9 protein-coding genes and 1 pseudogene are annotated in these 12303 nt (G+C 68.5%); 3 read left to right on the forward strand and 7 right to left on the reverse strand.

The genetic code is table 11. The features are described 5' to 3' along the window. Positions 1-2: 2 nt before the first annotated feature. From AC07CM_RS40570 to AC07CM_RS40590, 5 genes are all read right to left on the reverse strand, one after another. Positions 3-4700: a putative T7SS-secreted protein gene (locus tag AC07CM_RS40570; protein ID WP_478881545.1), complete on the reverse strand. Its 4698-nt coding sequence runs from the start codon at positions 4698-4700 to the stop codon at positions 3-5. Next, the gene (locus AC07CM_RS40575; RefSeq protein ID WP_478881546.1) at positions 4700-5356 is read right to left on the reverse strand and encodes a hypothetical protein; all 657 of its coding nucleotides are present in this window, start codon (positions 5354-5356) and stop codon (positions 4700-4702) included. The genes AC07CM_RS40570 and AC07CM_RS40575 overlap by 1 nt, the downstream gene beginning before the upstream one ends. Then, complete coding sequence (locus AC07CM_RS40580; protein WP_478881547.1) at positions 5353-5649, reverse strand: hypothetical protein; 297 nt, start codon at positions 5647-5649, stop codon at positions 5353-5355. Before AC07CM_RS40580 ends, AC07CM_RS40575 begins: the two co-directional genes overlap by 4 nt. A 565-nt stretch (positions 5650-6214) precedes the next feature. Continuing rightward, entirely contained in the window at positions 6215-7090 is an 876-nt protein-coding gene (locus AC07CM_RS40585) for a tetratricopeptide repeat protein (protein ID WP_478881548.1), read from the reverse strand. Positions 7091-7134: 44 nt separating this feature from the next. Further along, the gene (locus AC07CM_RS40590) at positions 7135-9330 is read right to left on the reverse strand and encodes a hypothetical protein (RefSeq protein WP_478881549.1); all 2196 of its coding nucleotides are present in this window, start codon (positions 9328-9330) and stop codon (positions 7135-7137) included. A gap of 102 nt (positions 9331-9432) precedes the next feature. Here AC07CM_RS40590 and AC07CM_RS40595 point away from each other — a divergent pair, with 102 nt between their 5' ends. Both AC07CM_RS40595 and AC07CM_RS40600 read left to right on the forward strand, forming a co-directional pair. Further along, a complete protein-coding gene (locus tag AC07CM_RS40595; protein WP_478881550.1) occupies positions 9433-9942 on the forward strand; it encodes a RipA family octameric membrane protein in 510 nt (169 codons plus the stop codon). Between the two features lie 76 nt (positions 9943-10018). Beyond that, the gene (locus AC07CM_RS40600) at positions 10019-10510 is read left to right on the forward strand and encodes a hypothetical protein (protein WP_478881551.1); all 492 of its coding nucleotides are present in this window, start codon (positions 10019-10021) and stop codon (positions 10508-10510) included. A gap of 105 nt (positions 10511-10615) precedes the next feature. On the opposite strand, the pseudogene AC07CM_RS40605 reads toward AC07CM_RS40600, so the two are convergent. Next, positions 10616-10726, reverse strand: a pseudogene (locus AC07CM_RS40605) (IS5/IS1182 family transposase); the annotation flags it as partial. A gap of 108 nt (positions 10727-10834) precedes the next feature. Continuing rightward, positions 10835-11554 carry a helix-turn-helix domain containing protein gene (locus AC07CM_RS40610; protein ID WP_478881552.1) on the reverse strand — a complete coding sequence of 240 codons (720 nt, stop codon included), beginning with the start codon at positions 11552-11554 and terminating at the stop codon, positions 10835-10837. Between the two features lie 419 nt (positions 11555-11973). On the opposite strand from AC07CM_RS40610, the gene AC07CM_RS40615 reads away from it, so the two are divergent. After that, positions 11974-12105 (forward strand): hypothetical protein, encoded by a 132-nt coding sequence (locus AC07CM_RS40615; RefSeq protein WP_478881553.1) that lies wholly within the window; start codon positions 11974-11976, stop codon positions 12103-12105. Positions 12106-12303 lie beyond the last annotated feature (198 nt).

A 12303-nucleotide genomic window follows, 5' to 3' on the forward strand; every position in this document is an offset into this window, starting at 1 on the left:
CGCTAATCCTCTCCCAGAACCCTGAGCCCCTTGCGGACACCCGCTTCGAAACCAGAAATCTTGCTGACTTCCCGTTCAACCGAGCGCGGCAATCCGTCGAACTTCCCTTCGTCGAAATTGTACTGATACTTCGCAGTGGGGTTGCTCTGGTCCTGGAAATGCAACTGCCCGGCCCGCTGCCCTGGATTCGGATTCTCCACGTCGATCCGGTACGGCCCGTGGTTCCACATGGTCTTGCTTGTCACCTGGGTCCCATTGGCTCCGATCATGCCGCTCGGCGGACGTTCCTTGATCCCGTACAACTCGCGCATCTCGTCGATCCGCCGCTGCACCGCGTCGGGGTGGTAGGGATCGTTCTTGAAAGCGGGCTGGGAGGTGTATCCCTCCGGCGGCTCGCACTTCAGCCCGAGCGGGTCGGCCCACATATGGGGATTGGGCACGTAGGCGGCCGGGTTGGGCGCGGGGACGAGTCCGAGGGGGTCGGGGGTGACGTAGCGGGCGGTTTCGGGGTCGTAGTGACGGAAGTAGTTGTAGTGAAGGCCGGTTTCGGGGTCGTAGTACTGGCCGGGGAAACGCAGCGGCGTGTATGCCGTGCTGTTCTTCGCCCAGGTGGTGCTGCCCCACAGGGTGGCACGGGTGCGCCAGACGATCTCTCCCCGCTCGTCGAGGAGTTCGCTGGGGGCGCCGACGAGGTCGGTGATGATGGCGAAGAAGCGGGAGTCGATCTCCTGCTGGGGTGCGTCGCCCGCGACGATGCGTTCGGTCTGCGTGACCGGCCGTAGGCCCTGGTGGTCCCAGGTGAGGGTGACCTGGTGGGGAAGGTCGTGGGATGTGGTGGTCTGCTCGCACAGAACCGTGCCGTCCCAGGTGAAGTCGACTCGTTCGACGAGGGTTTCGCCGTCGTCGGCGAGGCGGAGTTTGGCGGTGCGCCGGCCCAGCGGATCGTAGGTGTAGCGCCAGCGGGTGTCGTCCGGGGTGGTCACGGAGGTCAGGCGGTCTTCGGCGTCCCAGGTGTAGCGCCAGCTGTCGGGTTTGCGGGACAGGTGGGTCTTCTGGCGCAGGGTGATGCGGCCGAGGGCGTCGTATTCGTAGCGGACCCGGCCGGCGCGGGTGAGGCTGGTACCCGTGTATGTGCGCTTGCCGATCGCTTCCTGGCCGGGGTGACCTGCCGGCCAGGAGGCCGAGGTCTGGTTGCCCGCCGCGTCGTAGGCGTAGGTCTCGGCCCAGTTCACCGCATGAACGGCCGTCACCCGGCCGGTCACGTCCAGATCGAAGCGGCGCGTGCCCGAGAGTTGGTCCTCGATGCCGATCAGGTGACCGTCGGCGCGGTATGTGTACTGGCGGTGCTGCGTCCTGCGACCGGCCGGACCCAGTACGGACTGGGATGTCAGGCGGCCGAGGGCGTCGAAGGAGTGCTCCAGGGTGATGTGGCCCATGCGGCGGCCAAGCTCGCGGCCCGCCTCGTCGTAGACGAAGTCGATGCTCCGGCCGGAGCCGGTCATGCTGGTGCGGCGCCCGGCCGCGTCGTAGGACCAGGTCGTGGTGGCGCCGCCGGGGGTGGTGCGGCTGGTAGGGCGACCGAGCTCGTCGTAGGCGTAGGTCAGTGCCCGGCCGTTGACCGCTTCCGAAACCGTACGACCCTGGCGGTCGCGCAGGATGGTGAGCGTGGTGCCGTCCGGATCGGTGGCCTGCGCCAGCTGGTCGGTGAAGTCGTAGGCGTACGTCGTGATCTGCCCGGCGGCGTCCTTGCGCACTATCTGGCCCAGTTCGTTGCGCTCGAAGGCGATCGTCTGGCCGAGGGCGTTGGTGCGCGAGGCCAGGCGGCCTGCGGAGTCGTACGCGTAGGTGAGGGTTCGGTTGTCGAAGTCCGTCTCCGCGACCAGCCGCCCGGCCGCGTCATGTGCGTAGTTCCAGGTGAAGCCCTGGGGGTTGGTGACCTGGTACAGGCGTAGCTCGGTGTCGTGCTCGAACTCGTAGCGTGCCCCGTCCGGGCCAGTACGGGCGGTGGGCAGGTCGAAGTGCGTGTATTCGAACAGACTCACGCCCCCGACCGGGTCGGTGTGGCTGGTGCAGTTGCCCTCACCGTCGTATGTCCACGACTCACTCGTGCCGTCGGGAGCTGTGCGCCGGGACAGGCGGCCCTCCACTGTCCACTCCAGACGTGTGGTGGCGCCGGTTGGATCGGTGATCGCAGCGGTGCGGCCGAAGGCGTCGCGCTCGTATCGCGTCACCGCGCCCTGGGGGTCGGTGACCGTCAACGGCAGTCCGGCCCGGTCGCAGACGATTCCGGTGGTGTGGCCGAGGGGATCAGTCATCGACGTGAGACGACCACCCTCGTCGTAGCCGAAGCGGGTGGTCTGACCGGACGGGTCGGTGACCGAGGTGAGGTTGCCGCGTTCGTCGAAGGTCTGCCGGGTGACCGTGCCATCCGGATTGACCAGTTTCACCGGCAGGCCGAGGGCGTTGTACTCGGCCCGTGCCTCGCGGCCGTCCGGGCGGGTCGCTGTGACCAGGTTGCCTGCGTCGTCGTAGCGGAACGAGGTCGTATGCCCGAGGGGGTCGGTCTGGGACAGCAGCCTGTTGTAACGGTCGCGCTGGTAGCGGGTGACCGCGCCGAGTGCGTCCATCTCAGCGATCACCTGGCAGCGCCGGTTGATCAGGTAGTGGGTGGTGTGACCGTACGAATCCGTGACGGTCGTCGTGTGTTCGCCGGCGTCGGGGGCAACTGCCCCGTAGGCGAAGGTTGAGCGCAGGTGGCCCGCGGCGCCCGACTGGTGGGTGCAGCGGTCCTCTTCGTCGTAGGCGTAGCTGAAGTGGCTGTCGTTGGTGTCGGTCCAGGAGGTGATGCGACCCAGTTCGTCGCACACGTACTGAAGGGGGCGGCCGGAGGAGTTGACGACCTCGGTGAGGTGGCCGTCGGTGTAGCCGTAGCGGATCAGTTCCTGGTCCCCGCCGTCCTCGGCCGCGCCGGCCAGGTGCAGTGCGGTGACGCGGCCGGCCTCGGTGGATATGCGGAGGCGATGGCCGCCGCTGTGGGTGAGAGACCGGGGTGCGCCGTCGGCGTCGTACTCGAACGTGATCCAGTTGCCGTTGCGGTCGTCGAGCTGCTCCAGCACCGCCAGAGTGTCGGAGCGGTCGGTGAAGTGCCGTATGTGGCCCGACTTCTGGTCTGTCAGCGTGTAGCCGCCGTCCGTGCGGTCGAGTGGCCATCGCGGGCCGTGGCTGGGCAGGGTGGGCACGCCGGGGGCCGGGTGTGGGTAGGCGAGCACCAGGCCGTCCTCGCCGACGAGGACAACACCCGCCGCGTCGATCTCCAGGCGCTGTTCGAGCGTTGAGGACCAGGTGGGGCCGAACCAGCCACCCAGCCGGTACGACGACTCGAACTGGCGCTTGACGACCACAGGCAACTGCCCCGGAAGCGAGACGTCGGTCTGTGGCAGCACCATCCGACCGGTCGCGACATCGACGGGGTCCTTCTCGCAGATCTTTGCGCCCGGCTGCCGCGACACGTTCTCGGCCCCGTCCTCCACCGCGTTCCGCGCGGTCTTGCGCAGCCCCTGCTCCGCAACCCCCTCCATGCCCTCCTTCAGCGCGAGCCGCATCCCGCCGCGGGCCAGTCCCGCGCCCTTGGTGCCGATGAGTTCCGGGATGAGGCGGCCGACGAACTCCGAGGGGTCCTTCTTGAAGCCCTCCACGGCGGCCTGGACGACCCGTTCGGGGTGGGAGGCGGTGGAGACCAGGCCGGCCAGCGTCATGTTGACGTTCTGCAGGTACGCGGCCGGGTGAGTGAGGTTGTACGGGTCCATGGGATTCAGGCCACGGGCGAAGTTCAGCAGCCCGGCCGTGCCCTTGAGAGCGCCGCCAACCACGTGGGTGAGTTCGGTGTTGGCGGCCTGGTAGCCGTCCGTGAAGTCGTTGCCGAGGCGCTCCAGCGGCGGGGGCTCGGCGGGTGCGTGCGCGAGGGCCGCCTTCACCTTGCCCTGCGCCTCGGAGGCGGCCGTGTTGCGCTGCTTGCGGGCCTCTGCGAGCTTCTCGGCGGCCGCCTTGACGTCGGCCTTGCCGGGGTCCTTGAACGGCTCGGGCTTGGGGCCCGGGTCCTCGTTCGCCTTGATCTTGGCGTTGTAGGCGTCGACCTTCTTGTTGTACGCGTCGACGGCGTCCTTGGACGCCTTCACGCCCTTCTTGTAGAGCTCCACGGCCTCCTTGGCCTGGGCTTGCGCCCACTTGACGGTGCCCGCGTACGACTCCAGCGCCCCCGCCGCCGATGAGCAGGCTTCGGATGCCTGTGCCCACTTGGTGGGATGGACGCCGAACTTCTTACGGAACGCGTCGCCGCCCTCGCCCTGCCAGCCGGAGGAGTCGACCTTCTTCAGCCCCGAACTCACCTTGTCGAAGGCGCCGTGGAAGTCCCGCAGGTGCTTGGCACTCTCACGGATCTTGTCCGGATCGCCGTGGACGAGCTCGTTGGCCTCCTCGGTCTGGCCGAGCTGCTGCTCGCCGGGCGTGGCGCCCAGGTCCGAGGCGACCTCGTCACCCCAGTCCTCCACACTGTCGGCCCAGTCGTGCGCACCGACCTTGTCCAGGCCCTCGCCCACCTTGTCCGTGGCCCAGTCGACGCCCTCGCCGAGCTTCTTCTTGCCCGCGTCGTAGAGGTCCTCCGCGCCGCCCAGGAGCGAGTTGGTTACGTCTCCGAGTCCCATCAGCCCTCACCGCCCTGCTCGGCGGCCTTGGCGCGGGCCTCGGGAGAGGGGCCGAAGGTGTCGTCCAGGTACTGGTTGTACTCGTCGTCCGACACCCCGAACGCGCCGTGCAAATCTTCCGGGTTCAGGCCCGGCACCGGGCCGATGGTGTGCGAGGTCATCACGTCCCGGCCCGCGTCCTTCCAGGCCTGCCCGCTGTTGGCCATGGCCTGGTCGAAGGAGGCCTTGCTGTAGTCCACGTTGCCGCCGTACACCCCTGACGTGGCGATGTCGCCCCAGCCCATCTTCTCCACCTGCTCCTCGGAGGCGTACGGATTGCCGATGGCCGCGTTGGTGACGACCTTGAAGGTGCCCTCGACGTACTCGTCGGTCTCGTAGTATGTGCCGGCCGCCAGACTCGTCTTCTCGGCGAACCCGTTGCCCTCGTTGATCAGCGACCGCACGCCCCACTCCCAGCGCTCGCAGAACGACGTGAACTCACCCGTCAGCCCGTCATGGCCCAGTTCCAGCCCGGACAGGGCAATGTCGCCGAAGCCGCGCCCGGCCCCGGCCTCGCCCACCATGCCCAGCTCCTTCAACTCGCCCAGCGCCTCGGTCAGACCCTTGGCGATCAGCGCCAGCCCCTCGGTCTTCAGATCCTTGCCCTCACCGCTCACGCCGCGCCCCCCGCGTCCCTGCCAACGTCGATGTCGAAGTCAAGTGCCGCCTCGTCCGGCACGATCCCGCACACCGGCGGGAGCACCATGCCCTCCTCGCCGTCCGCGCAGTCCAGTGCCACCCCGCAGGGCACCCCGACCGCGGGCACCGCCACATCCAGCAGACGCGCGCCGAGGATCGTCTGGTACGTCCACTCACGCGCCGCCTCGCCGCGTGCCACCGCGTAACGGACCAACGCCTGCTCGTCCGAGAAGGCCAGGATGAAACGGATGCCGCCCAAGTCCGCAGTCATCAAGCCGCGTTCCTCGTCCGGGCCGGGGCCGTCGCCGAGCGGAACAAGCACGGGGGTACGGCGGAACTCGCCGAGCAGCGCCGCGAACTCCCGCCTCCGTGCCGCTATTTCGGGCAACTCGCGTGCGGCTTCACGCAGAGGCTCTAGAGCGGGCGGATGTTCTCCCTGCTGCGTATCCCGCTGCTCACGCGAAGACGTCACCGGCTCAGGAGCGGCCGACGCGTCAGTCATATCCGCGTAGTCCGCAAGTCGCGACCGTGGAACCCTCTGCGGCCCGTCGACCGCTCCCCCGTGCTCAGACATACAGCACATCATCACCACTGCACACGGCACGCCGCAAACGCCAGCCGGTGCAACCGTCGCTCTCATGTCAGCCCTGCAAGCAGGTGACGGACCGTCATGCGGACGCACGACGTCACGCTGAGCCAGCCAACCGTTCCGTGCGACATCGTCCTGCCGGCACCTCCAAGATCGGCGGGTGCGGCGAAGGGCCGTACGCGCGTGTACCGGTGCTGTCGGTAGCACTCCCCCTGGCCACGTTCAGCCTGTCCTGAGGGATGTCGGGTCACGACCGGTCCGCACGGTCGATCTCGTTCAGGTTGGCCGTGTAGACCTCCTCGCCGCTACGGTCCTGTCGGTTCCGGCATTCCTCAAGAGCCTGGCGTGTCCACCTCCGGGCCCGGTCGAGGTCGCCCGAGCGGAAGTAGTTCAGACCCAGCAGGCCGTAGATCTTGCCACTGTACCCGCGGGCCTGCGACTGCGGCGGGGAGGCAGCCAGTTCGTCGCGGAGGCGGTGCAGGATCCGAATACTGTCCGTGAACCGAGCGCGGTCACTGAGCCGCTGCGCGTACGTGATCGTCTCCCGGCAGGCGGCGAGTCGCCGCCCGTCGGGAGTGCCCCGGCGGACTTCGCGAGCGGTGAGAAGAGAATCGAGTACGCCTCTCGTGCTCCCTTCGCCCTGTCCCGCGCGCAGGGCGAAGTCGTATGCGCGACGGGCATGTTCGATCGCCGTGTCGAGGTCGTCCCTCCTGACCGCGCATTGGGCGAGAAGGCTGTGAATGTCTGCCGTCCAGTCGCTGCCCCCCACACAGTCGGCGAGCAGCTCGCGTAACACCGCCTCGCTGGCTTCGAACTCCCCGTCCTCCGCAAGTATTTGCGCCTGATGCCGCTGCTCGATTATGTTGCCCGGCTCGCCCGCGCCCGATAGTCGGCGCAGCGCGTCGGGGTGCCCCAGGGCATCCAGTTCCGCGGCGATTCTCCAGAGTATGCCCATGTAGGGGAGGTAGGAGTCCGGATTGCTGCGAATGGCGTCGTGCAGGGCATCGGGCGCCCGCAGCCACTCTTCCCGGCGGGCGTCCAATTCGGCGGCATGCTGCCGGCACAACGTACGGAACCGTTCGTGGTCCTCCGCCTGCTCGGCTGAGCTCAGGGCGCGAAGCACCTGACCGAGTTCGCCCCCTATGTGCTCCCCCACTGGCGACGCGCTCATACGACAGGAGCCTCTGGCTGGAGGAGATAGCGGTACAGGTGCATCTGGAGTAGCCCTGCCGAGTGCTCAGGCAGCGTGTCCCACCCGGTCAGGAGAGCGCTGATCGGTTCCCTGGATGTCATGTCGCCGACGACCTGCCTGACGTTCGTGCCGTACTCGTCAAGGGATACGGTGACGACTGGTATCCGTGCCTCGTACAGCAGCCGACACAACGCCCAGCCGACGTCGTTGTGCACGAGCCCGGATTTGCCCACCACGGCCCACGCCTCGACTCGCACCGGCCGTAGCCGCAACCGGCCGTCGACGAGCCAGCCCACCGGGACCGGATCCACCGCGATCCAGCTGCCCGAGACGACGCTCGCCCCCAGCAGCCACTCCAGCTCCTCGTGCTCCCGCTGTACCCAGGAGGAGATGAGGACGGCCTCGCTCTCGCATTCCGCGACGACCGCGACATGGCAGCGCGGCCCCCGCACCGGCAGACCCGCTGTGCGCCAGTACGGGGGCACCTCGGGTGCCCGGTCGCCATAGCGGCGCTCCCGGGCAAATCCGGCAAGGTCGATCGCGCCCGCCCCATGGACCGTCCCGACCGGCCGTAGACACCGGTCGGGATCGCCCGTGAAGAACCCTTCGTAGTCCGGCGACGGCACGAGGGCCCGGCCCTCGCTCATCTCGGGAAACGGGAACACGCCGGTGACCAGGGCGTTCCCACTGGAGCGGCCGTTCGGGAAAGCCACGCCGAGCAGACTGTCGTAGATGTATGAAAGGTCGCCCGGGTCCGTCATGGACAGGCCCAGACGACTCAGACACTCCTCGCGGGTCTGCTGCCGGAACACCTCGGTGTCCAGCAGGCCACGCCAGATGACGAGTTGCCGGTCCAGCACCAGCCGTTGCAGCCTCTCGGCCTCGGTGTCGGGCTCCGTCCCTCCCGACCAGAGCGCGCCCGCACGGCCGTCGGGCGTAAGTGACCCCAATACGTCGGGGCGGCCATCGGATGCGAAGAGGAGCGCCGTCGCTGCCTCCAGGCTGCACCAGGCCCGGCCCAGGTAGTCGTTGATGTCGTCAAGAACCACCAGGGTACGGGCCGCGCCCTGGAGGAACGTCAGCGTCTTGAGGGTCTGCTCGAAGAGGAGCTGTTCCTCGGGGGTACGTGGCGCCTGAGGTATGCAGCTGTAGTCGTACCAGAGCTGGATCCGGGCCAGCAGCGGCTGCAGTCCGGGCAATTCGCCGAGCAGAGCCCGCAGCCGCACCAGCCCGATGTCGTCGTCGCCGACGCGTACTGCCTCCGGCCTGGCCGTGTCCGCGTCGAGGCGCTCCACCTCAACGGCGACAGCAGCCAGTCCGGCCTCGTCTAGAACCTCCCGCAGGACCTGTACGACCAGACACTCGACCAGGTCCGAACCCGCCGCCCCGATCGCCACGTTCAACGAACGCACCATCCGACGAGGTCTGTGCAGTCCACGGCGGCGGGCCACCCGTACCGCCTCGCACAGCGCGTCGAACAGGTGCCAGGCGACCAGACGGGCCTGCCTGCCGTCCGGGTCGGGGCGGTCCTCGTTCAGCCAGCGATGCGAGACGAACACGTGCTGGCAATCGAACCGGACACCGCGCGTGAGTGCCGGCGCCGCCTCCCGCATCTCCGGGAAACGCCCGGCGCGGATCAGCTGGTCCAGCGGGAGCCAGCAGGAGCCGGACAGCTCACGCCGGACCAGTTCCGTGGGCTGCGACCGTACGTCCTGCGGCTCGGCGAGCTTTTCCAGCGCCCGGGTCGGAGCCGCGACCGGAAACCTTCCCTTGACCTCGTGGCCGGGTACCGACAGCACCTGCAGCAGACCCCCCGCGAAACGGTATGCGGAGCGTCCTGCCGGCAGTTCGAGGCCCCGGTGCGCCAGGTAATCGAGCTGACCAGCGAGCCGGGCCACGTCCTCCGGCAGCCGCAGCCGCCGGAGCCGCTGCTCACGCACAGCGAGTCCGGCCAGGGTCTCGATATGAGTCAGCCCATCCTCCGGGCAGGCGCACCGATACCGGTAGGCGATGTCGTCGTACTTCTGCGAGTCACCACCTCTGGCATACGCTCGCGCCCTCGCAGCCGTCTGCCCCGCCCGCCGGTGGTACAGCAACCGGGGATGCCTGCGCAGATGCTCCGGGGCGATCGCGAGCAGATCGTCGAGTTCGCCCGAGCCTCCGTCATCCAAGCAACTCACCCTCTTCTTCTCGAAGTTATGTCCAATCCTGCCGCAACGCACGTACCGTTTGCGGAGGTTTGGCCGCAGCCTTGACGACGGGAAGATGGCTTTATGGCCGAGATCAGTGATTCATTGTGGAACGAGGACATCGGTGTTAATAACTACGCCGAAGCAGCCGCCCCGTACCAGGCTGCGGTCTTCGAGCAGTACAAGCTGTGCGTGGAGATGGCCGACCGGGTCAGCGCCCGCCGCAACCTCGCCAATACCTTCTTCCTCACCCTGCACAGCGCCCTGCTCGCCTTCCTCGGCGCCTGGCTGTCCCGGGAGCACCGCGCCGGGCCCCCGTTCCTTCTGCTCATGGCGGTGCTCGTCGTCCTGGTAGGCATGTGCGTCACCTGGTGGTTCACAGTCCGCTCCTACCACCAACTGAATCGAGGGAAGTTCGCGGTGATCGGCGCGTTGGAGGAGCGGCTGCCGGCCCGGGCCTTCGTGGCCGCCGAGTGGCAGGTGCTCGCCGAGGGCCGCAACTGGCGCGTCTACCTGCCGCTGAACCGGGTTGAGCGCTGGATCCCACTCCTCTTCGCCGTCACTTATGTTCTCGGCTTCGTCTTCGCCGTCTGACCCACCCGGACGAACCGTGCACGGCAGACCGGATAAAGTGACTGGCGAATCGCTGCGTCCCGAAGGGGGCTCTCGAATGGCCACGATCGCCGTCACCGGGCACATGGACCTGGCCGACGATGCAACCGGCGCCGTGCGAGCGGCCCTGCGCGAGCTGCTGGCGGGCCTGCACGACGACATGCTCGTCGGCCGCTCGTGCCTGGCCCGCGGTGCCGACACCATCTTCGCCGAGGAAGTGCTCGCCCTCGGCGGCCGCCTGTCAGCGATCATCCCTTCTCATGACTACCGCGAGGCAGTGGTCCGCCCGGTGGACCGACCCGACTTCGACGCCCTGAGCGAGGCCGCCGAGGAAGTGGTGGTCATGCCGTACGAGCACGCAAACCGGGCCGCCTACGAGGCCGCCAACCTGCGCCTGCTCCAGGGTGCGGACCGCCTGATCGCGGTCTGGGACGGCAGCGTCCCCACGGGCCGAGGTGGAGGAACGGCTGACACCGTTGCCGCGGCCCGTTCGGCAGGCCTGACCATCAACGTGGTGTGGCCACCGGAGGCGAAGAGATCGGGCGTGTGACGTGGACCTGGAGACATGGCAAAGGCCCCGGCGCCTGAACTTGGGTTCTAGGAGTCGTCGCAACGCCCCAGCTGAAGGGGTGCGATGGAGTTCGAAGTGTTCGGGCTTGCGCTCGTAGCGGTGGTGGAGTCGCCGACAGCCGGACAGCCAGGACACGGTTCGCTCCACGACCCAGCGGTGCTGTCCCAGTCGTTGGGAGGACTCGATGCCCTTGCGGACGGAACACAGGCCGCCGGCCAGGCCGCAGGGGCAGCGGGGGTGGTGAGATCGAGGCGACGCGTCAGCAGGAAGTCTGCACCGGGCAGGTCGTGGCGGTGAGGTGGGCTATCGGGGACGCCAGGTGCGTACTTCCAGGTGGAGGATGTGCGCGTCCGGGTGGATGCGTCCTGTTTCTACGAGCCACTGGTGGATGGCGGCGGTGACGTCTCCGCCTGTGGCGTCGACTCGGCGGGCGATGTCCGTGGCGTCGAAGCCCCCGGTCTGGGCCGAGCCGTAGGAGCGTTCTTCGGAGTGGTCGGTGCGTTGGATGACGCTGCGGCGGATGCCGGGTGAGTCGGTGCGGCTGCCGGAGGGGTGAACGTAGCCGGTTTTGGCGAGGCGGACGGTGAAGGCCAGGCGCAGGCCCTGTCGGGCGGCTCCGGCGATCAGGGGGCGTAGGCGGGTGGATCCGGAGGCGATGGCCTGGGCGGCGACGCGGCCGGTGCCGGTGCCGGTGGGGGTGATCAGGACGGCTTTGCCGCGCACGCGGGCGCGGGTGCCTGAGGCGGTGGTGCGGCGGGTGATGCGGCGGGCGGCGATGGCGGTGAGTTCGGGCAGGTCGGTGATGCCGCCCGCTTCGATGGCGGTGAGGACTTCGCGGAGGGCGGGGACGAAGGCTGCGCCTTTGTTCTTGGTGTAGAACTGCGAGACCAAGGAGGGGTCCCGGTCGATGATGCGGGCGATGTCGCGTTTGGTGTAGCCGGCCCGCTGGAGCCGGTCGGCAAGTTGTGCCGCCTCGTTCAGGGCGTTGTGGCGTGTGGCCTGGCGTCGGCGGCGGGGTGGCATCAGGCCATCTCCGGCGCACCCCACGGTGGGTCTTGCCGGTGAGCTCGCCGCACACCCCCTCTCACGTGCGCTGCGGCCTCACGGCCGCCAGACCGTAGTCGGACCTCTACGGCCACCGCGTGGCCCGGCCCCCATCCCACTCACGAAGAAAAAGGGGACACCATCATGTCCGAGCGCACGCAGCCCACTAGTGACAACTCCTCCGAAGAGGGCATCACCGTCCCGCTAACCCGACTTCGTGCTTCAGGCGTCCTCTGCCTGTCCGACCGGGACAGCGCCGGGCAGTATGTGACACTGCCACTCGCCGACAGCTCGGAAGTGACTTTCAGCGGCACCACCGCAGACGGCATCGCGGTCCGCCTCCACCACCGATCCACGCCCACGGCAGCTGGCAGGCGAGCTGGAACGACGGCGGTGACGTGTACGAACTCTTCTACAACTCCGCCGACCAGCAACTGCCCTACCAACGGGACACCGAAGCGCTCCTGACCGCCATCCTCGCCCGCGTCAATCAGCACGGCGGCAGCGCCACAACCCACCGCCAGCACTGACCCCTCCTGCCCGGCCTCGCGCCCCGCACCCAGCGGTGCGGGGCCGTTTCCGTCGCTGCAAGCGCCTGCAGCACCACACGACATGCGACGGGCGAGCCCACCCCTTCCGGCCCAGCGGCTCGCCGCCGTCGCCCGATTCGTCGCCGTGGGGCAGGCAGCTTGGCGGAGCGCCACTGGATGGGACGGCCGAGGACGCAT

The sequence above is a fragment of the Streptomyces sp. NPDC044061 genome (assembly GCF_056434305.1).